A 23,128-nucleotide genomic window follows, 5' to 3' on the forward strand; every position below is an offset into this window, starting at 1 on the left:
TTCTTTGGCTGCTACTTATTTGTCGTTAAGACAAACTACACCTGGAAGCTCTTTACCTTCCATGAATTCTAATGACGCACCGCCGCCAGTAGAAATGTGGCTCATTTTATCAGCCATACCGAATTTTTCAACAGCTGCTGCAGAGTCACCACCGCCGATAACAGAGTATGTACCTTCTGCATCTGCTAATGCTTGTCCTACTGCTTTTGTACCTTGTGAGAATGGAGTCATTTCGAATACACCCATTGGTCCATTCCATACAACAAGCTTAGAGTTTTTAATTACATCTGCATAAATTTCACGTGTTTTAGGGCCGATGTCCACGCCTTCCCAGTTAGAAGGGATAGAGTCGATACCTACGATTTGAGTTGTTGCAGTTTCAGAGAATTCCTCAGTGATTACAACATCAACTGGCATGTAGAAGTTTACGCCTTTTTCTTTTGCAAGTTGCATAAATTCTTTAGCTAGTTCAATCTTGTCATCTTCACATAGAGATAGACCAATTTCATGACCTAAAGCTTTAACGAATGTGTAAGCAAGTCCGCCACCGATGATTAAGTTATCTACTTTGTCTAATAGATGACGAATTACACCGATTTTATCTTTTACTTTCGCACCACCGATGATAGCTGTGAATGGACGTTCTGGGTTAGAAAGTGCTTTACCAAGTACATCTAACTCTTTTTCCATTAATAATCCAGATACTGCTGGTAGGTAGTCTGCGATACCTGCTGTAGAAGCGTGAGCACGGTGAGCTGCACCGAATGCATCGTTTACGAAGATGTCAGCAAGAGCTGCAAATTCTTTCGCAAGTTCTGCATCGTTCTTTTCTTCGCCCGCATAGAAACGTACGTTTTCAAGAACTAATACGTCGCCTTCGTTCATTGCTGCAACCATTTCTTGTGCAACTGGTCCGAATGCTTCGTCTGCTTTTTTAACGTCTTTACCAAGAAGCTCGCCTAAACGTGCTGCTACTGGAGTTAAACGCATTTCTTCTACTACTTGACCTTTTGGACGGCCTAAGTGGCTTGCTAAAATAACTTTCGCACCTTGCTCTACTAAATATTGAATTGTAGGAAGAGCTGCACGGATACGAGTTTCATCTGTAATTTTGCCTTCTTTCATAGGTACGTTGAAGTCAACGCGGCAAAATACACGCTTACCTTTTAAATCTACGTCACGAATTGATTTTTTGTTCATTGGATTTCCCTCCGACTACTAGTTAGGATTGACAAAACCCACTCAAAAGCTTAACACATTTGCTTTTAAAACGAAAGAAGAGAGAGAGGGAACAAACCCTCTCCCTCGTTTTGTCATTGATAACTTATATAATTAAGAATTAAAGACCTTTTGAAGTCATGTAAGCTGCTAGGTCTACTACACGGTTAGAGTAACCAGTTTCGTTATCGTACCAAGAAAGTACTTTAACCATGTTACCTTCCATTACCATTGTAGATAATGCATCGATTGTAGAAGAAGCTGTACATCCGTTATAGTCGATAGATACTAATGGCTCTTCGCTGTATCCAAGGATACCTTTTAATTCGCCTTCAGCTGCTGCTTTGAATGCTGCATTTACTTCTTCAACTGTTACTTCTTTATCAAGTTCAACAACTAAGTCAACTAGAGAAACGTTAGCAGTTGGAACACGTACAGCGCCACCGTTTAGTTTACCTTTAAGTTCTGGTAATACTAATGCTACAGCTTTAGCTGCACCAGTAGATGTTGGGATCATGTTTTCAGCTGCTGCACGAGCACGACGTAAATCTTTGTGTGGTAAGTCTAAGATTTGTTGGTCGTTAGTGTAAGAGTGAATTGTTGTCATCATTCCGCGTTTTACGCCGAATTTTTCGTTTAATACTTTAGCGAATGGAGCTAGACAGTTTGTAGTACAAGAAGCGTTAGATACTACATTGTGGTTAGCTGCATCGTATTGTTCGTGGTTAACACCCATAACTACAGTGATATCTTCGTCAGAAGCTGGAGCTGAGATGATAACTTTCTTAACTGATCCACCTAAGTGTTTTTCAGCGTCTGATTTTTTAGTGAAACGGCCAGTAGATTCTACTACTACTTCTACTCCGTAGTCGCTCCATGGTAATTGAGCTGGGTCACGCTCAGCGATAACTTTAATTTCTTTACCGTTAACAACGATGCTGTTTTCGTTAGCAGATACTTCTGCATTTAAAGTTCCGTGAACTGTGTCATATTTTAAAAGGTGAGCTAATGTTTTAGCATCTGTTAAGTCGTTGATTGCTACTACTTCTACCTCAGAGTTGTTAAGAGCTGCGCGGAATACGTTACGTCCGATACGTCCAAATCCATTAATACCAATTTTAGTCATTTGAATTTCCTCCTTGGGGGATTATATTTAAAGGGTAATACCCTTTGTTAACTGTTTTGCTGCACCTTCATCTGTAATTAGAATTGAAGTGTGCCCTTGTTTAATTACAGCCTGTATTGCCTTTGCCTTTGAAGAACCTCCAGCGACTGCAACAACGTGAGATACATTTTGTAAATCCTCAAGTTGCATACCAACTGTTCTTACTTTATGAACAACATTTCCTTGTTCATTAAAGTAGTAACCGAAAGCTTCGCCAACTGCTTCGCTTGCCTGAATCTTTAACCAATCTGCTTCTGAAGTATTTCTGCGACGTGCCATTGTTAACGCATCACCTATTCCATGAATGACGATATTGGAAGATCGAATCAACTCAAGAACTTCTTTCACGGAAGGCTCTGTCACAATAGACGCATATGCTTCGCTACTAACATGGTCTGGAACATACAATAAGCGATAATTACTCATCGTATTTTGCGCCATTTTGGCACAAATGGTATTGGCTTCTAATTCAACGCCTTCTCCAATTCCACCACGTGCTGGGACAAATAGCATATGTAAATCTTTGCAATCAAGCTGCATCATGTCCGCAGCAGCAGCTAGCGTAGTTCCTCCAGCCACAGCAACGATATTATTCGCTGTCAGACGGTCTTTTATACAAGTCACACAAGCACGGCCCATCTCCAGTTTGACCCAAGGCGATTCATCACTATCACCAGGGACAACGAAAACTTCATCCAAGTCTAATGTTTCCTTAAGTTGTTTTTCTAAAACCTTTAACCCGGAAATTTCTTTCATAAAGTCTTCCAAAGCAAGAACTAAAGCTGTTCCTTCTTCTGTCAATGTCATTCCAGAAGAAGCGATGTGAACTAAGTTTTGTTCTTTCAAAACTTGAACTTCACTTCGCAATACTCGTTCTGTCATACCGAGACTTGCTGATAAATTTCTTCTTCCAATCGGCTGCATAAGCCTAATGTACTGAAGAATTTGCATTCTCGTTTGCATAACAGGTAGCAGATCAGGTAATAATTTTTTTGTGTTCTGAATCCATGAGCGCATATCTTTTCTCCTCACTACATTGGTTCATTTCCTCTCGTGGTCACTTTATGTCCCGTAGTGACATTTTGTGTCCCACATAGATTAAAAAAATAATCCCTGCTACGTGTATTATTGTAACAGGAGATAGAAACTTATTCAACTCTTAACTGCATTCTTTATATAGTTTATTATGACACCTTTGTGAATGTTACCATATTCTACTTGTTTTCCGCCTATTTCTACAACCGGAATCATTAAGTGATATTTTTCTAAAAGGTCATTATCTTCATATATATCTATTTCCTTGATTTGAAAAGAATATTCACATTGTACTTCTTGTAAAACTTGTTTCGCCTGCACACAAAGGCCGCAATCTGTTTTTGTATATAGTACAACTTCCATCTTTTTCACCTATCCGATCGTTTTTCGTAATGACGAAGCTGGAATGTGCATTTGTTCTCTATACTTCGCCACTGTTCTTCGAGAAATAACAATTTCATGCTCTTCTTCTAACAATTTTGAAATCTTTTGATCTGAAAGTGGCTTTTTCTTATTCTCTGCCTCAACGAGCGTTTGAATAAATCGTTTCACACGCTTTGTAGAAACTGCTTCATCTTCAGTCGTCGAAACAGCATTGCTAAAGAACGATTTCATCTCAAATAAACCGTGTGGTGTTTGCACATATTTATTTCGCGTTGCCCGACTAATTGTAGACTCATGCACACTTAACTCTTCCGCTACCTCTTTTAAAGCAAGTGGCTTTAAATGTTCTGGACCTTCCCAGAAGAAATCTCGTTGTTTTTCCATAATAATAGTCATCACTTGCAGAAGCGTTTGTTTTCTCTGTTTTAAACTGCGCATAATCCACTGCACATGCTGATACTTTTCTGATACGTAAGACGCTACTTCACTTTCACTATTATTAAGAAGCGCACTATACTCAGAATGGATTTCAATTCTCGGCATATTTCTCTCGTTCATCTGTAAAACGAGACGATCGCCATCTTTTTTTACCGCCATATCAGGCACAATATAAAGTGGTTTATCTGAAGAAAACGCAAGACCCGGTTTCGGCTGTAATGACGTAATACAGTTCACCGCCGATTGCAATTCCTCATTACTACACTTCAACACTTGAACGAGCTTTCGCCAATCTTTTTTCACAAAATAAGCGAAGTGATCCTCTATAACCTCTTCCGCTAATCCATTCCGTCTTTGTAAGCGCTTCAATTGCAAGGTTAAACATTCCTGAATATTACGTGCGCCTACCCCTGCTGGCTCTAATGATTGGACAAGCTCTACAGAGCGGTCGACTACATGAAGCGGTGCGGAAAGAAGATTTGCTAACTCTTCATTCGTTTCTTGTAAATACCCATTTCCATCCATGTTCATAATAATGAAAGAAGCTACTTTGCGCTCTTCTTCATCTATTTTATAATACTGTATTTGATTTAATAAATGTTGCTGAATCGTTGTAGAATCCACACTGTAGATTTCCATCTGATTCTCGACTTGTTTGCTGGTACTTTTACTTGTGTTAGAGCTCTTTTTCTTCTCCCTCTCAAAACCACCTAACTCAATAAGGGGATTCTCTAACGATTGCTCATACAAAAACTCCGATAATTCTTGTACATTATACTGAAGCATTGTAATCGCTTGCCTTAACTCTTGTGTCATTGCCAAACGTAAGCTTTGTTCTTGTAAAAGACTTGCCTTCAAACTAATCTCCCCCTTGTTTCTATTGTACAATAAGTTTGGTAAAAGGAGAATCCTATCACAGACACCCATTCCAAAATATTATTAATTTATATGTATTAATGAGATTTACAACTTACAACCGAAATTTGAATAATATTGAAAGAAAATAATAAGTTTAAAAAATTATTATCAAGTACTAATAGTAAATCTTATTATCAGATATAACAAGAGGGAAATAAAAAAAGTCCTAACCTACAAAACGTAAGTTAGGACTTTTTGACGCGCCCAGAGGGATTCGAACCCCCGGCAGACGTGGTACCGGAAACCACCGCTCTATCCGACTGAGCTATGGGCGCATGATAAAATTTTATAAACCGTTTATTATCAAGGTTTTAAGCCTTCTTCTATTTCGCTTTTCCACATTTAATTTCTTGCGAAAAACCTCTAATAGAAGTGAAATATAACAAGTAAATACCTGCTTATTTTCTCTTCATATAATAGCAATAAAACCCAGCCAAATCAATAAAAATATCTGATAACACATTACATAGAAGAAACTGCTCTACCAATAAATTAAAAGCACCCTTGACCAATTATCCCTCTGATTTCACATTTCATTTTACAGCATTTTCAAAAAAACACGCTAAGATTATGCAAGTCGGCTAATCAAGTAACAAATGGGATCCCCAATAGGAATGTATAAGAACATGAATAGAGTCATAGAAAAAGAAAAAAGCGGACCCTCACTCTCGTAAGTAATCTGCCTTGTCCTTGCTATCGATAATGTTACGTTATGTCAACTAAAAATGTATGCGATATTCATAAAACCTGGACTGTTCAATTTGTTATGATTAAAAAATTATAGCTGGAATTCTTTCTTTATAATCTGAGCGACTTCTGTAGCGTTTATATTTGTATTATTGATTCTTATATAATTTTCCTCTGTAATTTCTCCTTCTTTTGAATTCAATCTATGACTTTCAAATGTGCTTAATAAATTCTGTTCAGATTGTTCAATATTCCTTTTCGTTGGCTTATGTTCAAGTCTATTAGGTGTTTTATTCCGTTGAAGTCTTTCTTCTATATCAGCTTCTAGTTCAACAAAATAAATATCAACTCCTTGAGAACGAAAAATATTACATATTCTTTCAACATCATCCCAATCTTTCTTTTCATTAAACGCCCATACGTATGTAAAAATCATTCCATAATGGTCACTTTCTGAAAATGATTGGAATATTTCTTTTCGAAAAAGATGTGTTAATCGCCACATTTCCGGAGAGAACCCATACAGCGGCTCCAATAAATCAATTGTCATATGGTTATGAAATAATTTTAAATCAGTTATCTTTGCTAGTTCTTGTCCAACTGTCATTTTCCCAACTGCTTGTGCCCCAAATATTAAAACGAATTTTTCCATCGAATCCCCTCCACTAAGATATCAATTGCAAAACAAGAGATTCCATAAATGTATCACAATCAATACGCTATGTAGAATCTAGATGATTTTATTTATAAAAATAAAGTATTCATGTACAACCTCCGTATTAAAATTCCACAAGTACCCATTATAAACGGATATACCATGCTAAATAAAAAAATTTTATATTGGTATTAAATCCCTTACTTTCTATCCTTCCTATGAAATCACCTTCATTCTATACACTCGTTCCCTTTCCCAGAAGCTCTACCCCTAAATTTTCCAATCATAAATTCACCCCAACTCACAAATTATAATCTTTGAATTGATATTCCAAAGGGGGCTTCATTCAATGACTGTAATTACAAAACTAAAGCAAACTGTTTCTGGGTTAAAAAGTGCACAAGCTAGCTTAGAGGGATTCGCTCTTGATACGGATAACCAACAAGCTAAGCAACTTTTCCAAACAGCTGCGCAGCAAACACAAACGATTATCGATTCTTTAAACCCACGTGTTGAAGAAGTCCAACAAGAAGAACCACAATACTCACAGCAATAACGAATTCGTCATGCTGTGAAATAGAAAAAGGATGATATGCAGTCATCCTTTTTCTATCACATTACATATTGCAATAGAAATGGAATGATAATCATGCGAAAACTCGGTCTCATAACCGCATTATTTGCCCTTCTATTTAGCTCTTTTACTGGATGTGATAATAGTCCCTTAGATAAAAAAGTGAAAGAAGAAGCAAAACGAACGGAGAAAGAAAAAGGTCCTAAATTAACAAAGACGAGTACGGAATCCTTTAATCAATCTATATCACAAGGAGCAAAGAAAAGAGCTCTCGCTATGGATGAAATTATAAAAAGCACAGCAGTAAATTCAAATTTAGATCTCTACATAGCAGTTCTACCCGAGCATCACGAAAGGTTCGGATTAAAACCTCTGCGTAAGAAACTTCAAAAGCAGCTAAGTGATGAGAATCCTACTTTCGATGTTCGTGTAAGTACAGATAAAAAAATCTTTATGTTACTCGAAAAACTGGAAAGAAAAATTAAGGAAAAAAAAGTATCTAAAGATGAAATTAATAAACAGCTAAAATTCATTGGTAAAAAAATGGAGTCTAACACTTAACGCTTTTTTTAAAGAAAAGGAAGGATTGCAATGTCTAGTAAAGATAAAAACTTAACCCCTGTGCAACAGGAGTATAAAAAATTCGAACAAGAACGAGAACCGAAGCGCCCTGTTTTAAAAAATTGTATAAAAGCCTTTTTCGTCGGTGGTTTTATTTGCTTCATCGGACAACTCATTTCTACGTTTTATATCACATATTTCGATTTCACCGAGCGTTCAGCAGGAAATCCAACAGTCGCAACTCTTATTTTCATCTCCATGTTACTAACTGGATTTGGTATATACGATCGTTTTGGACAGTTTGCTGGAGCAGGCACAGCTGTACCTGTTACTGGATTTGGTAACTCTGTTATTGCCGCTTGTATCGAACACCGAACAGAGGGATTTGTCCTTGGTGTTGGCGGTAACATGTTTAAATTAGCTGGTTCTGTTATTTTGTTTGGTGTATTTTCCGCTTTCGTCATCGCACTTATTAAAACGATTCTCGTTCAATGGGGAGGGCTATAAATGTTACAAGGACACCGAACGTGGGTATTTGAAAACAAACCAGTTATCATTTCAACTGGAGTCGTTGGCGGGCCATTTGAAGCAAAGGGGAACATCCCTGAGGACTTCGATATCCTTCATGAAGATTTATGGCTCGGACAAGATTCTTATGAAAAAGCACACAAAATTTTATTCGAAGAAGCTTGTAGCCGCGCTACTGAAAAAGCAGAACTTCGTAAAGACGATATTCAATTCGTACTCGCCGGAGATTTAATTAATCAAATTACTCCTACAAGCTTTGCGTGTCGTACACTAGGCACCCCCTATCTCGGATTATTCGGTGCTTGTTCTACTTCGATGGAAGGCTTAGCACTCGGGGCAAGTATCGTAAATGCAAAAGGCGCAAAATATTTATTAACTGGTGCATCCAGTCATAATACAGCTGTAGAAAAACAATTCCGCTATCCTACCGAATATGGTGGACAAAAGCCACCTACTGCACAGTGGACAGTAACTGGAGCAGGAGCCGCTATTTTAAGCGATACTGGACACGGTCCTAGGGTAACATCAGCCACAATCGGAAAAGTGATTGATATGGGATTAACGGATCCGTTTAATATGGGAGGCGCAATGGCTCCAGCTGCCGTCGATACAATTGAAGCCCATTTACGTGAACGCCAAATTGACGCCTCTTACTACGATTTAATCGTAACGGGTGACCTCGGACATGTCGGTCGCGAAATTGCTTATGACTTACTACATAAACACGGAACGAAAGTAACGAGCGAACAATTTCAAGATTGCGGGATACTCATTTATAGAGAAGGACAACCTGTCATAGCTGGTGCTAGCGGGCCTGGATGTTCCGCAACGGTCGTATACGGTCATTTATTAAACCGAATGAAAAGAGGAGAGTTCAAAAAAATACTTGTCGTTGCGACAGGCGCTTTACTATCTCCACTTACATTCCAACAAGAAGAAACGATTCCGTGTATCGCTCACGCCGTTTCGATTGAATTTGGAGGTGCAACGCAATGATTTTTTTCTGGGCTTTCGTCATTGGCGGACTCATATGTGTAATCGGACAACTTATGTTTGATGTCGGCAAACTAACACCCGCTCATACAATGGCAACACTCGTTGTTGCCGGAGCTATATTAGATGGATTCAACTTGTATGAACCATTAATTGACTTCGCTGGAGCTGGGGCAACTGTACCTATTACAAGTTTCGGTAATGCCCTCGTTCACGGCGCAATGGAAGAAGCTGCAAAACATGGCATCGTTGGCGTTATTACCGGTATGTTTAAAGTAACGAGCGCCGGCGTATCTGCAGCTATTATTTTCGGCTTCATTGGAGCATTACTATTCAAACCGAAAGGATAAGGTGTTCGTATGACAGTTATTGCTAGCGTTAAAACCTGCCTCGCTAGTGTAAGGGGCGCTCAAGCAAGTTTAAGCTCTCTTTCACTAAATTCACAGGACGCGGAATCAAAACGTGTATTTCATGAATGCATGTTAGAAATGGACAGCATCATTGCTGATTTACAGAATAGAGTTTCAGTATTAGAACGTGAAGAACCTCAATATAAAGGGTTTTAAGTAGACTGGAGGAAATGACTATGTCTCACCTGCCGGAATGGACACTTGTCATTCTTCGCTCTGTATTCATATTAATTATTTTATTCGCTATTACGAAATGGTTAGGGAAAAGACAAATCTCTCAGCTCTCCTTTTTTGAATACATAGCCGGAATGACAATCGGTGACATTGCTGCCCAAGTATCTACAGGGCTCGATTCAAAATTTTTCCACGGCGTCTTTGCGATACTCATTTTCGCTGTGGTACCTTTTTTCACAGGAATCCTCTCTTTAAAGAACAAAACAGCTCGAGATTTTTTTGAAGGAAAATCTACCGTATTAATAAAAGACGGAAAGATACTCGAAGATAACTTAAAGAAAGAAAAATATACAAGTGACGAATTACTGGAACTTCTCCGTGGAAAAGATGCTTTCAGCGTAGCTGATGTTGAATTTGCTGTGTTAGAACCGAGCGGAGAATTAAATGTATTATTGAAAAAAGACCGCCAACCACTTACAGCAAAAGACATCGGCTTAAAAGTACCGAATGAAAAGGAACCACAAACTGTTATTATGGATGGCAATGTCTTAGATGAACCCTTATCCTCTAGTGGACATAACCGCGCTTGGTTACATTCTGAGCTCGAAAAACTCGGTGTTGTCATCGAGAATGTCTTCCTTGCTCAAGTTGACTCATATGGACAACTTACTATCGACATTTACAATGACAAACTCCAAATGCCTTCTCCTCAAAACAAGCCTTTATTATTGGCATCTTTAAAAAAATGTCATGCTGATCTTGAACTATTTTCTTTAGAAACCAAGTCCAAAACAGCAAGTGAAATGTATAGTAAAAATGCGAAACAAGTCGAAAAGATTTTAAATAAAGTTACCTACCTTTTAAAAGAATAGATAGTGAAAGAACGCTCCCGTCAAAAGGCGTTCTTTTCTTTTTTCTACAGCTTTCATGACGTTTAAATTTATGTAATTCGGTTATGATGTTGAAGATACATAAGCAGGGAATTTCAAAAACATAGCGAATAATTCATGGTACAACTACATATTTTTTTGATTTAAAGTGGTTTCGTTTGACCTTTATTGACCATAATTGTATTATAAGACTAAGAAAGCTTTAGAAGGAGGAAATAACAGATGAATTTAATTCCTACAGTAATTGAACAAACAAATCGTGGAGAACGCGCTTACGATATTTACTCTCGACTATTAAAAGACCGCATCATTATGCTTGGTAGTGCAATTGATGACAACGTAGCTAACTCAATCGTTTCCCAGCTTTTATTCTTGGAATCTCAAGATCCTGAAAAAGATATTCATATCTACATCAACAGCCCTGGTGGTTCTATCACAGCAGGTATGGCAATCTACGATACAATGCAGTTTATTAAACCGCAAGTATCAACAATCTGTATCGGTATGGCGGCATCTATGGGTGCATTCTTACTAGCAGCAGGTGAAAAAGGAAAACGTTTCGCACTCCCAAACAGTGAAGTAATGATTCACCAACCACTTGGCGGAGCACAAGGTCAAGCGACTGAAATCGAAATCGCTGCAAAACGTATCCTATTCTTACGTGAAAAACTAAACCAAATTCTAGCTGACCGTACAGGTCAACCACTTGAAGTACTACAACGCGACACAGACCGCGACAACTTCATGACAGCAGAAAGAGCTCTAGAATACGGTTTAATCGATAAGATCTTTACAAATCGTTAATACTTAAAAGCGGAGGCGGCTCGTTCAGAACAGGAGGAAGTTGGAACCCCTGATTCCGAGGCGCTTTTTGCCTCGAATGAAGGGGTGAAACGACCGACTGTTCTAGCCGCCGGAGCTGGATATAACTAAAAGCGGAAGCGCCCTATAATAGGGCGCTTTTTTTATAGTCAAACCTCCGCACACACATACCCCACCCTGTATCCACCTAAATATATCAGTGATTTTTCAAATATATCGACCGTAACTCCAATTATATCGGCGATTATTTTAATATATCGACGTTTCGACACAACTTATCGACTTACCGACAATTCTCGACAAACACATAACCCCTACATACCCCGCCCCGACCAACAAACAGTAAAAACAAAAAAGCTATCGCACATATGCGATAGCAGTTTTATTGTACATATGCAGCTAACGCTTCTAAAGCCTCTTCTGCATCTGAACCTTCCGTTGTAATTGTTATCATGCTACCAGTTCCAATCGCTAAGCTCATAATCCCCATTATGCTCTTTGCATTCACTGTCTTTCCATCTTTCTCGATGAAAATATCTGCATGAAAACGATTTGCCTCTTGTACAAACAACGCAGCCGGACGTGCTTGTAAACCGTTTTTTAATGAAACTTTAACCTGTTTTTGAACCACAGCTCCATTTCCCCTTTAACCTCTTATTTTTTTACTACTGGTTCCCCCGCGCGTAATTTCTCTGCAATCTCATCGATTTTACGCAAACGATGATTAATACCCGATTTACTAATTTTCCCCCCGGATACCATCTCACCTAACTCTTTCAATGTTACATCTTGATAATCTCTTCGTAGTTGTGCAATTTCGCGTAATTTATCTGGCAAAATATCAAGACCAACCGTCTCATCAATATAGCGGATATTTTCAATCTGTCTTAGCGCTGCACCAATTGTTTTATTTAAATTAGCTGTTTCGCAGTTCACTAAACGATTTACTGAATTACGCATATCGCGCACAATTCGAATATCTTCAAATCTTAAAAGTGCATTATGAGCACCTATAATATTTAAAAATTCCGTAATTTTCTCTGCTTCTTTCAAATACGTAATATACCCTTTTCTTCTTTCCAACGTCTTACTATTTAAATCAAATCCGTTCATCAGTTCACATATAGCATCATTATGTTCCTTATATAACGAAAAGATCTCTAAATGATAAGATGATGTTTCTGGGTTATTTACTGAACCACCTGCTAAAAATGCACCGCGTAAATACGATCGTTTACAACATTTCTTCTCAATTAATTCTTGCGATATATTTCGAATAAATGAAAAGTCGTCGCGAACGATATGAAGATCTGCTAATATTTCACGTGATTTCTCAACAAGCCTCACAATATATACATTATTTTTCTTCAATCGCATTTTTTTACGAACAAGTAATTCTACCGTTACGTCATATCCCTTTTTCAAAAGCGTATAAATCCTTCTTGCAATTGCTGCATTTTCCGTTTGAATATCAATAGATAGACGACGGTTTGAAAAAGAAAGTGATCCGTTCATTCGAAGCAACGCTGATAATTCTGCTTTCTCACAGCATTCCTTCATCTCCAGATTCGTCAACTCTTTCTTTGTTTCTGATGCAAATGACACAGTCAACACCTCCTTATACGATTATTGTGGAACAAAAATCTTGTCCTATATGAATGAAGGAGCGCTATCTCATAAAGAGATAACGCACATCTACAACAGTGAATATAAAATAGAAGCTAACTTTAATGTATCATGCCTTACAACATGATCATCATACTTCGCTAATTGATCTTGAATTACATTAACATTATTTTCAGCAAAACGTTCTTCATCCACTACAACTGGTCCCGACATTTCTTCCTCATATAATTTACGTAATTCACAAGGAATATCACGGTTATTTACAATTGCAGTATCGATAAATGGTTGCCCTAAATGATCATGCAACGCCTGCACATGGTCAAACGCTGTATATCCCATCGTTTCACCCGCTTGCGTCATAACATTACATACATATACCTTCTTTGCTTTTGCAGCAAGAACAGCGTCCCCAATTTTGTTAACAACTAAATTCGGCAATATACTCGTATACAAACTTCCAGGACCGAAAACAAGTAAATCAGCTCGCTTAATCTCAGCTAGCGTTTCATGTAACGGTTCTACATCTTCTGGAGTTAAAAAGACACGGTTAATCTTCTTTCCGTAATAAGGAATCTTGGATTCACCCGTTACAATTTCTCCATCTTCAAGTTCAGCATGTAGTACCGCACTTTGATTCGCTGCTGGTAATACACGTCCTCTGACATTTAATACTTTACTCGTTTCCGTAATTGCATGGAAAAAGTCTCCTGTAATTGAAGTCATACCTGCTAATAGTAAATTTCCTAACGCATGACCTTTCAGTCCGTCTCCCGTTGTGAAACGGTGCTGAAATAAAGCTTCCACCAGTGGCTCTACATCCGACAACGCAACAAGTACGTTACGAATATCACCTGGGGGCGGAATTTCTAGCTCATCACGTAATCTACCTGAACTGCCACCATCATCAGCGATTGTAACAACTGCTGTAATATCAACAGGATATTGCTTTAATCCTCGTAATAAAACAGAGAGTCCAGTCCCTCCTCCCATGATGACAATTTTAGGTTTTCTCTCTTTTTTCATCCCTTAATGGCCCTTTCTTTTCTCCACATCACGATGAGATACATGAACGCTATACTCTGGTTTCAAATGTTTCCCAAGGTATTCTGTAAGCGTAACAGAACGATGTTGTCCACCTGTACATCCAATTGCAATTACAAGTTGGCTCTTGCCTTCTCTCTTATAATGAGGAAGCATGAAAGTAATGAGATCCGTTAGTTTCTCTAAAAACTTATGCGTCTCATTAAATTTCAGTACATACGATGAAACTTCTTCATCTAGTCCTGTTAATGGCTTCATATGTGGAATGTAATATGGATTTGGTAAAAAACGAACATCAAATACTAAATCGGCATCAATTGGAATACCGTACTTAAATCCAAATGACATAACATTTACACGAAATGCTTGCTCAGTTTCAGTTGAAAACAGTTGAACAATTTTTTCACGTAATTCTTTCGGTTTTAACTCTGATGTATCAAGCACAATATTCGCTCGTGCCTTCATATCAATTAATAAGCTACGCTCCGCCTCGATTCCCTTTAATGGCAAGCCAGTTGGCGCAAGTGGATGCGAACGTCTCGTTTCTTTATAACGAGTTACAAGTGTGCTATCTTTTGCATCTAAAAATAAAATATGAGGAATGATCCATGTACGTTCTGATAAATCATCAAGTGCTCCCCATAAATGTTCGAAAAACTCTCGGCCACGTAAATCAACGCCAAGTGCTACTTTATTCATTTTCCCTTTTGAATTCGCCATAAGCTCAATAAACTTTGGCAATAACATTGGTGGTAAATTATCTACACAAAAATATCCTAAATCTTCAAAACTTTGTAAAGCTACTGTTTTTCCAGCTCCAGACATTCCTGTAATAATTACCATTTTTATATCATTATTCTCTGTCATCGTATCCTCTCCTTGCCGGTTTAACTCGGATCTAATCGATATGAAAGCAACTCAAAATCTGGGGTATATACAAATGTACCGTAGATTATGCCATTCCCTTTAATTAAATAATCAATAATGTGATAATCTCCTGGCGCCATTGCTAAATCATCAATTTTATCAAATGTATGCCAACCAATGATGCCTTCTTCGCTCTCTAGTTTGTTTTCTCCTGCAAAATCTGTTGCTAAAAAGGAGAACATCATCCATTCAGAAACTACCTTATCACCTTCTTGAATGACAAAGGTGAAGACCCCCTTTAACGCTGGGTTCTTTAAATAAATACCTGTTTCTTCACGATACTCGCGAACAACGGAATCTCTCACTGTCTCACCACGCTCCATTTTCCCGCCTGGTGCAACCCACCAATTTCGACGAGGCTTTTGGAGTAAGAGTACTTCATTATCTCTAATTAACACACAGTTTGTCACTCTTTGCATGTTTCTTCACCTCAGCTACTTGCAGCGAAATTTCTCACTGCATACTCATTTCATTATACTATCAAAAACAGTTTGCTACAACGAAGGAGCCAGTCCTCTTTTGTTAAGCATATGCTACTCAACAATTGTAGAAAAGCTTTCTAGAACAAGCAATGTAAATGCTTGAACTGTCAATAAACAGCATAAAAAGTCCCCTTAACGATTTTTATCGCTAAGGGGACTAAAACCCTTATTTCTTACCGAAATAAGTAACAATTGCAAACCCTAGAATAAAGGTAATAATTGAACTTACAATTGAAAATCCACCAGTTGGAATACCAGGGAACACAATTACAATCGAACCGATAACTAGTCCAATAATTGCCGCAAATGTCATACTTTTATAACGATCCAGTAAAAAACTAATTCCTTTACTACTTACAACAAATCCGACCATAACACCTGCACCAATAACCACGATTAATGGTAAATTAAGTGTAGTTAAAGCGTTAATTGCTGTTGGATACACACCAATGATTAATAAAATAAACGATCCGCTAATTCCAGGAAGAAGCATAGCCATACTAGCCATCCATCCTGCGAAAAACAAACCAATTGCATTTAAAATTGTTAACGTTGTAATTGGATCTGCTGCCTTATCTGGCTTAAAGAACGCTGTTATCGCAACAAGAATTGCTGCGATTATTAATAAAGCAATGTGCTTACCTTTAAATGACGCCTTTGCATCAGCTTCTCTCATTAACATCGGTAATATACTAATTATTAAACCGAGGAAGAAAAATTGAGTCGGTTCATAATGATTTGCAAGTAAATATTTAATAACATGACTTAGCGTTAAAAACGCTGCCGCCACACCAGCAGCAAGGGGAATTAAAAATCCTAAATGTTTTTTCCATTCACGACTAAAGAACCCGCTAATTGCCGCAAGCAATTGTTCATAAATCCCTAACACAACAGCGATTGTACCGCCGCTCACACCAGGAATTAAATCACTAACGCCCATACAAAATCCACGATATATATTACGCCATTCCATACTGAATAAACTCCTCATTTCTTATAGTGATTTTTTCCGTAAAGTCCAGTATATCAATAAGAAAGCTTATAATCCTACTTATTTTTGACAAAACTTTGACATTTACAAAAAAAAGAAGAAAGCCCCCTATCGGTAGCTTTCTTCTCAAAGGTATAGTACCCCTTATTTTTCTGTTACAGTTTTTAGTTCTTCTAATAGCTCTTCTACGTAATGTTGTGCGCTTTGTGCTGCAATACTACCGTCACCTGTTGCTGTTACAATTTGACGAAGCATTTTTTCGCGAACATCACCAGCCGCGAAAATACCAGGAACTTTCGTTTCCATACGCTCGTTTGTTTCAACATAACCATTTTCATTTGTAATACCTAGTTCAACGAATGGTTTTGATAATGGTAACATACCGATGTATACGAATACGCCGTCAGTTTTGACTTCTTTCTCTTCTCCACTGTTTACGTCTACAAGCGTTACGCTTCCTACTTTACCATTCGCTTCGTTAATTTCTTTAATAGTGTGATTCCAAATGAAATCTACTTTCTCGTTTTGGAAAGCACGATCTTGTAAAATTTTCTGTGCACGAAGAGTGTCACGACGGTGAACGATTGTTACTTTTGATGCGAAGCGTGTTAAGAACACACCCTCTTCAACAGCAGAGTCTCCGCCCCCAATAACAACAAGTTCTTTCTCTTTAAAGAATGCGCCATCACATACCGCACAGTATGATACACCGCGGCCGCCAAGTTCTGTTTCACCTGGTACACCGATTTTTTTATATTCTGCACCACTTGCAACGATAATTGCACGTGTTTTATATTCTTTTTTACCAGCAATAATTGTTTTGTACTCTTTACCATCGATGACTGCTTTCACATCACCATATGCATATTCAGCACCAAATTTCTTCGCATGCTCGAACATTTTATTTGATAAGTCTGGTCCTAAAATAGACTCATAACCTGGGTAGTTTTCTACATCTTCTGTATTTGCCATTTGTCCGCCTGGAATACCACGCTCAAGCATTAATGTGCTTAAATTCGCACGAGATGTATATACTGCAGCTGTCATACCAGCTGGTCCTGCACCAATAATAATGACATCATAAATTTTTTCTTCTGACACACTATTCACTCCTATCCATTCCTACACAATTAAGTTACCCTCATTATACTGTTAGCATCATTTTTTTCCCAATGATTTGCTTATCTTATGTGTGCGTACGCTTCACAGCCTGCACATACTTTCGAACAGTCGCTACAGAAACATTATATACATCTCCAAGCTCCGACTGTGTCATCTTATTTCCTTGTTCGCCGCGCACAATATATTCAACCGCCGCTGACCATCCGTACACGTTTGTAAAAACCGCTCCAGATGTATATAAACGTATGAATGTACAAAACCAAAATTGTAAACACTCTTCGATTAATTCATCATCTTTTTTCGTATAATTGTATAACGCATCCGCAATTCGCACGCACTGTTCAAATTGCTGTAAATCAGCTGGAATACTCTTGTGGCTATTCAGTAAAAAGAAGTATTTTGCAAGTTGCGATACAATTGGAACACCGTTCTTCGCTTGCGTTACATCAAAGAAGAATCCAACCTTCTCTGGTGTTGACAATTCATTCATTAAATATAAAGCTAGCATTTGCTCCTCTAGAGTCGCACTTTGCTGAAATGATTTTCGTAATTCTTCAAATAATACATTTTGCCCTTCATCTGCTAAATTCAGTGCATTCCACGGTTCTTTTCCTTTTTTATCAGGATGCAATTCTACAACATGTTGCCACATTTTTTCAGCCACTTGCTGATCTTTCACCATATAAGCAGAATATGCAAACCAATAATAAAAACTAACGTCTCCTTCGTATCCTTGACGTTTTAATACTTTGAACCATTTATATGCAGGTTCGAAATGACCAATTGTTGCAAGTGTCGTTCCGAGTTTCAAACGATGTTCAAATGAAATTGGATATACTGAAACGAGCTGCCCAGCTAATGCTTCTACTTGTTTATGCTCTCCAATTGAATATAGAAAAATAAGCGTATTACAAAGCGCATGTATATTACCAGGATTTTTCTCTAAAATCATTTCTGTTAACTTCAGCGCCTTATCTACATTACCAGATTGGAAATGTGCGATGGCTAAATTATTATGACCTGACCAAAATTCCGGATAATCTTTCGTAACAATTTCTAACGTAGCAATTGCTTCCTCTAATTGTCCGTTACGAATATAACGATTCGCTTCTTCCTGCATAACAATTAAATCATCTTCATCTTCAATCTCTTCCGCACCCATCGCTTCTTCTTCCATAATTTCAAGCAATTCTAATGTATCTTCTACAAATTCCTTCTCTTCTGCAACATCTAAATAGCGCTCCGCATACTTCTTCGCCTGTTGAAATAGCCCCATATATGCATAATTATTTGCAATAAAATAATAACACTGTTCAAGTTCTGGATTAGATTTTATTAGCTTTAAGAAGATTTGATTCGACTCTTGATATTCACCATATTCAGACAATGTTATTGCTAATTGGCATAAAATAAACGGCTCCTTCTCACTTTGTGCCGCTCTTCGAAAATATTTAATTGCATCTTGCAATTTCTGCCCTTTGTAAGCTCTCATCCCTTTTTTATAAAAGAAGTCCGCTAATTGATTAAAAGAGATAACTTGTCCGTTCTCCTTATATATTCTTTGATTTTTCCCCATATATCCTCCAGTTTTTTGTTTTCTTCGCTCACACATTCTTCTATCTATAAGTATAAACGATTCCGTAAAAAACAAAACAGTATATTATACTCAATTATTTCCTTTTTATTCATAAAAAAAGAGGAGAAATGTTACATTTTTAGTATGAGACTTCTCTAGCCGCCATTTGCTCTTTCGTATAAATAATTCGCATTGGATTTCCGCCTACGAAAGCACCGCTCGGTACATCTCTATGAACAAGTGTGCCTGCTGAGACAATCGCGCCATCTCCAATTTTCACACCTGGTAATATCGTTGTATTTGCTCCAATCATCACTTCATCTCCAATGACGATTTCTCCAAGACGATATTCACGAATTAAATATTCATGTGCTAAAAGCGTTGTGTTATAGCCAATAATCGAATTTTCTCCCACAGCTATCTTTTCTGGAAACATAATATCTGGCATTACCATAAGTGCAAATGATGTTTTCTCTCCTACCTTCATACGTAAAAACGTACGATACAACCAATTCTTCACAGATAAAAATGGCGTGTAACGTGCAATTTGGATAATAATAAAATTCTTCATTACCTTCCAAAAAGAAACTGTTTTATACACATTCCATAATGAATTCTCTCCTGAAACAGGATAGCGCGTTGTCCGTCGCACTTAGCTCGCTCCTCCACTAAAAAAAGTAAAACTTTGAGTTAGTAGGGACACGCATCCCTACTAACTTACTCGAACCTTTATGAACGATTCATACCGGATAAAATCGGTAGTAAGTCACTCATTTTATCTAACATAAAATCTGGTTTATAAGCTTCTAAATATGCTCTACCTTTCAATGTCCATGAAACCGCAGCTGTTTTCGTACCCGCATTTTGTCCGCCAACAATATCGTGATGATTATCCCCAACCATCAATGTTTCTTCTGGTTTTGCATCTAGTAATTCGAGCGCTTTTTGAAGTGGTTCTGGATGTGGTTTCACATGCGTTACATCATCAATTGTCACGACCACATCAAAAAACTCATCAAGCTTCGACAACTTTAAGCCCATCTCAACCGTTTGTCTCGCTTTCGTTGTAACAATACCAACTTTATAACCTTGCTTCTTCAAATCTCGGACTGTTTCATATACAGTTTCATATTCTTCTACTAATTCATCGTGATGCTCATGGTTAAATTGGCGATAACATGCAATCATCTCTTCAACCTTACTTTCATCAATCTTGCTGAAAGTATCATGCAAAGATGGACCGATAAATGGCAATACATCTTCACGCTTATACTGATTTGGATAATATGTATGTAACACATGTAAAAAAGAAGAGATAATAAGTTCGTTTGTATTAATTAACGTTCCATCTAAATCAAATAACACTGTATTTATTTGCATTGCATTTCGTCCTTTCGCTTTCCTGAATATGAAAGAAGCAGCATCTTATTATAAGATGCTACTTTTCTAAATATCTTTTATCAGCTTGCCCCATTTTTCGTCTCACGATAATGAAAATAATAGAAATAACAATAAGCCCAATTGACATTACTTGTGCAATACGAAGTGGTCCTAACATTAAACTATCTGTACGTAATCCTTCTACGAAGAAGCGTCCTACTGAATACCAAATTAAATATGTGAAGAATAATTCCCCGCGGCGTAAATTCACTTTTCGTAATGCAAGTAATAGAATTACTCCCGCGAAATTCCATAATGATTCATATAAAAACGTCGGGTGATAATACACACCCTCAATGTACATTTGATTAATAATGAAATCTGGTAAATGAAGACCTTCTAAAAACTGTCTCGTTACTTCATCACCGTGCGCCTCTTGGTTCATAAAGTTTCCCCATCGGCCAATTGCTTGTCCTAGTAAAATACTTGGCGCAGCAATATCCGCCAACTTCCAGAACGAAAGCCCGCGTCGTTTCGCAAAAAGAACACCTGTAATAACAGCTCCGATTAAACCACCATGAATCGCCAAACCACCTTGACGAATATTAATAATTTGACTCGGGTTTTGCGCGTAATATTCCCATTCAAAAATAACATAGTACATTCTCGCAAATAGAATAGCGACCGGTACTGCAATTAATACAAGGTCAACAAATGTATCTTTTGGAATACCTAGCCTTTCTCCCTCGCGAGTTGCTAGCCAAAGACCTAATAGCACACCTGTACCGATAATAACCCCGTACCAATATACAGGGAATGGCCCAAGTTGGATAGCTACGCGGTCAAGCTGTGGTACAGAACCTAACAGCATATGTATGACCTCCCTCTCCAATGTTTACTCCTGATTGCCTAACTCAATCGCACTCATTAATCGTTCAGAGAACTGTTGTGCTGCATTAACTCCCATACGTTTCAAACGGAAGTTCATCGCTGCCACTTCAATAATAACAGCTAAGTTTCGACCAGGACGAACTGGAAGTGTAATCTTCGTAAGTTCTGTATCAATAATCTTCATCTTCTCTTCATCAAGACCTAAGCGATCATAATTTTTCTTTTGATCCCAAATTTCAAGATTAATAACAAGTGTAATACGCTTATAATTTCGCACCGCTCCTGCACCGAATAACGTCATAACGTTAATAATGCCTAAACCACGAATTTCTAATAAATGCTCAATTAAATCTGGCGAGCTTCCGACTAACATGTCTTCATCTTCTTGACGAATTTCTACACTATCATCCGCAACAAGGCGATGACCACGTTTTACAAGTTCAAGAGCTGTCTCACTTTTACCGACACCACTTTGACCTGTAATTAAAACACCAACACCATAAATATCTACTAACACACCATGAACAGCAGTTGTCGGTGCTAACTTACCTTCTAAATAGTTTGTTAAACGACTTGATAATCTCGTTGTCGTTTGAGAAGAACGTAATAAAGGCATACCTGATTCACGTGATGCTTGCAGCAACTCATCTGGTACATCTTGATTACGAGTTACAATAATACATGGCGTCTCCTCAGTACAAAGCGCTTTCATTCTCTCTTGTTTTTGCTCTGACGTTAACGTGTCAAAGAACGTAAGCTCCGTCTTTCCAAGAAGCTGCACGCGATCAGCTGGATAATATGTAAAAAATCCTGCCATCTCAATTCCAGGTCGTGATAAATCACTTGTATCAATCGGACGATGAATTCCTTCTTCACCACTTATTAACTCCAATTGAAATTGTTCAATTAAATCTTTTGTCCTTACTTTCGGCATATGTATAAACCTCCACTCCGCTGCGGGTTCAGTCTCATTTGATGTAAAATTCCATTCTACCGGATATTGTACCATTTTTTTCTGGAAACAAGAAATACGGTTTCTAATAAATAGAAAAAAACATTTCATACGAATGATGAAATGTTTTTCCTTTTGTCACTTTCTCTTTTTTTCATATAACGGTTCAACAATTGCTTTTTCAATGATCATATTGAAAATTGAAATACAAATTGCCGCAACAATAGCTACACCAAACCCTGTTATATTGAAAGCATCCCCTAATAATGAATCTGTTATTTTTAACGTAATCGCATTAATAACAATTAAGAAGAACCCGAAAGTTACAACAGTAATTGGTAGCGTAATTAAAATTAAAAACGGCTTTACGAACACATTTAAAATCGCTAATATAATACTCGCAATAATTGCAGTTTGTATATTTGCTACGTAAAACGCGTCTGGTGCAATCCCTTTTAAAAGTCCCGATACAGCGATTAACACAACGCTATTTACAAGAAGTGATACAATCCATCTCATTTCGTTACACATCCTTTTAACATATATATTTCATCATACGCTAATAGACAATAAACGCAAGTATCCTACGAGCGCTTATATCAACTTATTCTACCCTTTATGCTTGTATACCTACTAACACACTTACCAGTTTTCCTCGTAAAATAAAAACCGAGCGTCATTTCCACTC

At 37.7% G+C, this 23,128-nt stretch carries 27 protein-coding genes and 1 tRNA gene; 8 read left to right on the forward strand and 20 right to left on the reverse strand.

Going from position 1 to position 23,128, the window contains the following annotated elements:
- Window positions 1-15: 15 nt before the first annotated feature.
- From DN410_RS13450 to DN410_RS13480, 7 genes are all read right to left on the reverse strand, one after another.
- The gene (locus DN410_RS13450; protein WP_149176881.1) at window positions 16-1,200 is read right to left on the reverse strand and encodes a phosphoglycerate kinase; all 1,185 of its coding nucleotides are present in this window, start codon (window positions 1,198-1,200) and stop codon (window positions 16-18) included.
- A gap of 139 nt (window positions 1,201-1,339) precedes the next feature.
- Entirely contained in the window at window positions 1,340-2,344 is a 1,005-nt protein-coding gene (gene gap / locus DN410_RS13455) for a type I glyceraldehyde-3-phosphate dehydrogenase (protein WP_000161236.1), read from the reverse strand.
- 27 nt (window positions 2,345-2,371) lie between these two features.
- On the reverse strand, window positions 2,372-3,400 hold the full coding sequence (cggR, locus tag DN410_RS13460) for a gapA transcriptional regulator CggR (protein WP_001258182.1): 1,029 nt from the start codon (window positions 3,398-3,400) through the stop codon (window positions 2,372-2,374).
- Window positions 3,401-3,535: 135 nt separating this feature from the next.
- A complete protein-coding gene (locus tag DN410_RS13465; protein WP_071710098.1) occupies window positions 3,536-3,781 on the reverse strand; it encodes a glutaredoxin family protein in 246 nt (81 codons plus the stop codon).
- Between the two features lie 9 nt (window positions 3,782-3,790).
- Complete coding sequence (gene rpoN, locus DN410_RS13470; protein WP_149176882.1) at window positions 3,791-5,098, reverse strand: RNA polymerase factor sigma-54; 1,308 nt, start codon at window positions 5,096-5,098, stop codon at window positions 3,791-3,793.
- Between the two features lie 259 nt (window positions 5,099-5,357).
- Window positions 5,358-5,433: transfer RNA gene (locus tag DN410_RS13475), tRNA-Arg, on the reverse strand.
- A 503-nt stretch (window positions 5,434-5,936) separates the two neighbouring features.
- Window positions 5,937-6,497, reverse strand: coding sequence for a DEAD/DEAH box helicase family protein (locus DN410_RS13480; RefSeq protein ID WP_149176883.1), 561 nt, complete (start codon window positions 6,495-6,497; stop codon window positions 5,937-5,939).
- Window positions 6,498-6,849: 352 nt separating this feature from the next.
- Here DN410_RS13480 and DN410_RS13485 point away from each other — a divergent pair, with 352 nt between their 5' ends.
- The 8 genes from DN410_RS13485 (at window position 6,850) to clpP (ending at window position 11,434) form a co-directional block, all read left to right on the forward strand.
- Window positions 6,850-7,056 (forward strand): DUF1657 domain-containing protein, encoded by a 207-nt coding sequence (locus DN410_RS13485; protein ID WP_000216166.1) that lies wholly within the window; start codon window positions 6,850-6,852, stop codon window positions 7,054-7,056.
- Window positions 7,057-7,149: 93 nt separating this feature from the next.
- On the forward strand, window positions 7,150-7,635 hold the full coding sequence (locus DN410_RS13490) for a YhcN/YlaJ family sporulation lipoprotein (protein ID WP_149176884.1): 486 nt from the start codon (window positions 7,150-7,152) through the stop codon (window positions 7,633-7,635).
- A gap of 30 nt (window positions 7,636-7,665) precedes the next feature.
- On the forward strand, window positions 7,666-8,142 hold the full coding sequence (spoVAC, locus tag DN410_RS13495) for a stage V sporulation protein AC (protein ID WP_000095399.1): 477 nt from the start codon (window positions 7,666-7,668) through the stop codon (window positions 8,140-8,142).
- Entirely contained in the window at window positions 8,143-9,159 is a 1,017-nt protein-coding gene (spoVAD, locus tag DN410_RS13500; protein WP_149176885.1) for a stage V sporulation protein AD, read from the forward strand.
- Window positions 9,156-9,506, forward strand: a complete 351-nt coding sequence (gene spoVAE, locus DN410_RS13505; RefSeq protein WP_000575919.1) for a stage V sporulation protein AE — start codon at window positions 9,156-9,158, stop codon at window positions 9,504-9,506. The genes spoVAD and spoVAE overlap by 4 nt, the downstream gene beginning before the upstream one ends.
- Window positions 9,507-9,515: 9 nt before the next feature.
- Entirely contained in the window at window positions 9,516-9,722 is a 207-nt protein-coding gene (locus DN410_RS13510; protein ID WP_002167398.1) for a DUF1657 domain-containing protein, read from the forward strand.
- Between the two features lie 20 nt (window positions 9,723-9,742).
- Complete coding sequence (locus tag DN410_RS13515) at window positions 9,743-10,612, forward strand: DUF421 domain-containing protein (protein WP_149176886.1); 870 nt, start codon at window positions 9,743-9,745, stop codon at window positions 10,610-10,612.
- Window positions 10,613-10,852: 240 nt separating this feature from the next.
- The gene (clpP, locus tag DN410_RS13520) at window positions 10,853-11,434 is read left to right on the forward strand and encodes an ATP-dependent Clp endopeptidase proteolytic subunit ClpP (RefSeq protein WP_001049156.1); all 582 of its coding nucleotides are present in this window, start codon (window positions 10,853-10,855) and stop codon (window positions 11,432-11,434) included.
- A 400-nt stretch (window positions 11,435-11,834) separates the two neighbouring features.
- On the opposite strand, the gene DN410_RS13530 is transcribed toward clpP, so the two are convergent.
- From DN410_RS13530 to DN410_RS13590, 13 genes are all read right to left on the reverse strand, one after another.
- A complete protein-coding gene (locus DN410_RS13530; RefSeq protein ID WP_000250298.1) occupies window positions 11,835-12,083 on the reverse strand; it encodes an HPr family phosphocarrier protein in 249 nt (82 codons plus the stop codon).
- A 23-nt stretch (window positions 12,084-12,106) separates the two neighbouring features.
- A complete protein-coding gene (whiA, locus tag DN410_RS13535; RefSeq protein ID WP_000006562.1) occupies window positions 12,107-13,057 on the reverse strand; it encodes a DNA-binding protein WhiA in 951 nt (316 codons plus the stop codon).
- 90 nt (window positions 13,058-13,147) lie between these two features.
- Window positions 13,148-14,101: a gluconeogenesis factor YvcK family protein gene (locus tag DN410_RS13540; RefSeq protein ID WP_000712184.1), complete on the reverse strand. Its 954-nt coding sequence runs from the start codon at window positions 14,099-14,101 to the stop codon at window positions 13,148-13,150.
- Window positions 14,102-14,104: 3 nt separating this feature from the next.
- Window positions 14,105-14,986: an RNase adapter RapZ gene (rapZ, locus tag DN410_RS13545; RefSeq protein ID WP_149176888.1), complete on the reverse strand. Its 882-nt coding sequence runs from the start codon at window positions 14,984-14,986 to the stop codon at window positions 14,105-14,107.
- Between the two features lie 20 nt (window positions 14,987-15,006).
- The gene (locus tag DN410_RS13550) at window positions 15,007-15,465 is read right to left on the reverse strand and encodes an NUDIX hydrolase (protein WP_001190080.1); all 459 of its coding nucleotides are present in this window, start codon (window positions 15,463-15,465) and stop codon (window positions 15,007-15,009) included.
- A 229-nt stretch (window positions 15,466-15,694) separates the two neighbouring features.
- Entirely contained in the window at window positions 15,695-16,501 is an 807-nt protein-coding gene (locus DN410_RS13555) for a DUF368 domain-containing protein (protein WP_000455190.1), read from the reverse strand.
- Window positions 16,502-16,663: 162 nt separating this feature from the next.
- Window positions 16,664-17,620 carry a thioredoxin-disulfide reductase gene (gene trxB, locus DN410_RS13560; RefSeq protein WP_149176889.1) on the reverse strand — a complete coding sequence of 319 codons (957 nt, stop codon included), beginning with the start codon at window positions 17,618-17,620 and terminating at the stop codon, window positions 16,664-16,666.
- 85 nt (window positions 17,621-17,705) lie between these two features.
- Complete coding sequence (locus DN410_RS13565; protein WP_149176890.1) at window positions 17,706-19,217, reverse strand: tetratricopeptide repeat protein; 1,512 nt, start codon at window positions 19,215-19,217, stop codon at window positions 17,706-17,708.
- 139 nt (window positions 19,218-19,356) lie between these two features.
- Window positions 19,357-19,869, reverse strand: coding sequence for an acyltransferase (locus tag DN410_RS13570; RefSeq protein WP_001255058.1), 513 nt, complete (start codon window positions 19,867-19,869; stop codon window positions 19,357-19,359).
- A 77-nt stretch (window positions 19,870-19,946) separates the two neighbouring features.
- On the reverse strand, window positions 19,947-20,597 hold the full coding sequence (ppaX, locus tag DN410_RS13575; protein ID WP_149176891.1) for a pyrophosphatase PpaX: 651 nt from the start codon (window positions 20,595-20,597) through the stop codon (window positions 19,947-19,949).
- 58 nt (window positions 20,598-20,655) lie between these two features.
- On the reverse strand, window positions 20,656-21,468 hold the full coding sequence (gene lgt, locus DN410_RS13580; protein WP_149176892.1) for a prolipoprotein diacylglyceryl transferase: 813 nt from the start codon (window positions 21,466-21,468) through the stop codon (window positions 20,656-20,658).
- Window positions 21,469-21,492: 24 nt separating this feature from the next.
- Window positions 21,493-22,422, reverse strand: coding sequence for an HPr(Ser) kinase/phosphatase (gene hprK, locus DN410_RS13585; RefSeq protein WP_001127250.1), 930 nt, complete (start codon window positions 22,420-22,422; stop codon window positions 21,493-21,495).
- 156 nt (window positions 22,423-22,578) lie between these two features.
- A complete protein-coding gene (locus tag DN410_RS13590) occupies window positions 22,579-22,959 on the reverse strand; it encodes a phage holin family protein (protein WP_001267306.1) in 381 nt (126 codons plus the stop codon).
- Window positions 22,960-23,128 lie beyond the last annotated feature (169 nt).

Source organism: Bacillus sp. SH5-2, assembly GCF_008368905.1.
Taxonomy (GTDB): domain Bacteria; phylum Bacillota; class Bacilli; order Bacillales; family Bacillaceae_G; genus Bacillus_A; species Bacillus_A luti.

Excerpts from the sequence above, each read along its gene's own strand:
- DN410_RS13450 (WP_149176881.1), bottom strand. The coding sequence starts at position 1,200 with ATGAACAAAAAATCAATTCGTGACGTAGATTTAAAAGGTAAGCGTGTA.
- gap (WP_000161236.1), bottom strand. The coding sequence starts at position 2,344 with ATGACTAAAATTGGTATTAATGGATTTGGACGTATCGGACGTAACGTA.
- cggR (WP_001258182.1), bottom strand. The coding sequence starts at position 3,400 with ATGCGCTCATGGATTCAGAACACAAAAAAATTATTACCTGATCTGCTA.
- DN410_RS13465 (WP_071710098.1), bottom strand. The coding sequence starts at position 3,781 with ATGGAAGTTGTACTATATACAAAAACAGATTGCGGCCTTTGTGTGCAG.
- DN410_RS13480 (WP_149176883.1), bottom strand. The coding sequence starts at position 6,497 with ATGGAAAAATTCGTTTTAATATTTGGGGCACAAGCAGTTGGGAAAATG.
- DN410_RS13485 (WP_000216166.1), top strand. The coding sequence starts at position 6,850 with ATGACTGTAATTACAAAACTAAAGCAAACTGTTTCTGGGTTAAAAAGT.
- DN410_RS13490 (WP_149176884.1), top strand. The coding sequence starts at position 7,150 with ATGCGAAAACTCGGTCTCATAACCGCATTATTTGCCCTTCTATTTAGC.
- spoVAC (WP_000095399.1), top strand. The coding sequence starts at position 7,666 with ATGTCTAGTAAAGATAAAAACTTAACCCCTGTGCAACAGGAGTATAAA.
- spoVAD (WP_149176885.1), top strand. The coding sequence starts at position 8,143 with ATGTTACAAGGACACCGAACGTGGGTATTTGAAAACAAACCAGTTATC.
- spoVAE (WP_000575919.1), top strand. The coding sequence starts at position 9,156 with ATGATTTTTTTCTGGGCTTTCGTCATTGGCGGACTCATATGTGTAATC.
- DN410_RS13510 (WP_002167398.1), top strand. The coding sequence starts at position 9,516 with ATGACAGTTATTGCTAGCGTTAAAACCTGCCTCGCTAGTGTAAGGGGC.
- DN410_RS13515 (WP_149176886.1), top strand. The coding sequence starts at position 9,743 with ATGTCTCACCTGCCGGAATGGACACTTGTCATTCTTCGCTCTGTATTC.
- clpP (WP_001049156.1), top strand. The coding sequence starts at position 10,853 with ATGAATTTAATTCCTACAGTAATTGAACAAACAAATCGTGGAGAACGC.
- DN410_RS13540 (WP_000712184.1), bottom strand. The coding sequence starts at position 14,101 with ATGAAAAAAGAGAGAAAACCTAAAATTGTCATCATGGGAGGAGGGACT.
- rapZ (WP_149176888.1), bottom strand. The coding sequence starts at position 14,986 with ATGACAGAGAATAATGATATAAAAATGGTAATTATTACAGGAATGTCT.
- DN410_RS13550 (WP_001190080.1), bottom strand. The coding sequence starts at position 15,465 with ATGCAAAGAGTGACAAACTGTGTGTTAATTAGAGATAATGAAGTACTC.
- DN410_RS13555 (WP_000455190.1), bottom strand. The coding sequence starts at position 16,501 with ATGGAATGGCGTAATATATATCGTGGATTTTGTATGGGCGTTAGTGAT.
- DN410_RS13565 (WP_149176890.1), bottom strand. The coding sequence starts at position 19,217 with ATGGGGAAAAATCAAAGAATATATAAGGAGAACGGACAAGTTATCTCT.
- ppaX (WP_149176891.1), bottom strand. The coding sequence starts at position 20,597 with ATGCAAATAAATACAGTGTTATTTGATTTAGATGGAACGTTAATTAAT.
- lgt (WP_149176892.1), bottom strand. The coding sequence starts at position 21,468 with ATGCTGTTAGGTTCTGTACCACAGCTTGACCGCGTAGCTATCCAACTT.
- hprK (WP_001127250.1), bottom strand. The coding sequence starts at position 22,422 with ATGCCGAAAGTAAGGACAAAAGATTTAATTGAACAATTTCAATTGGAG.
- DN410_RS13590 (WP_001267306.1), bottom strand. The coding sequence starts at position 22,959 with ATGAGATGGATTGTATCACTTCTTGTAAATAGCGTTGTGTTAATCGCT.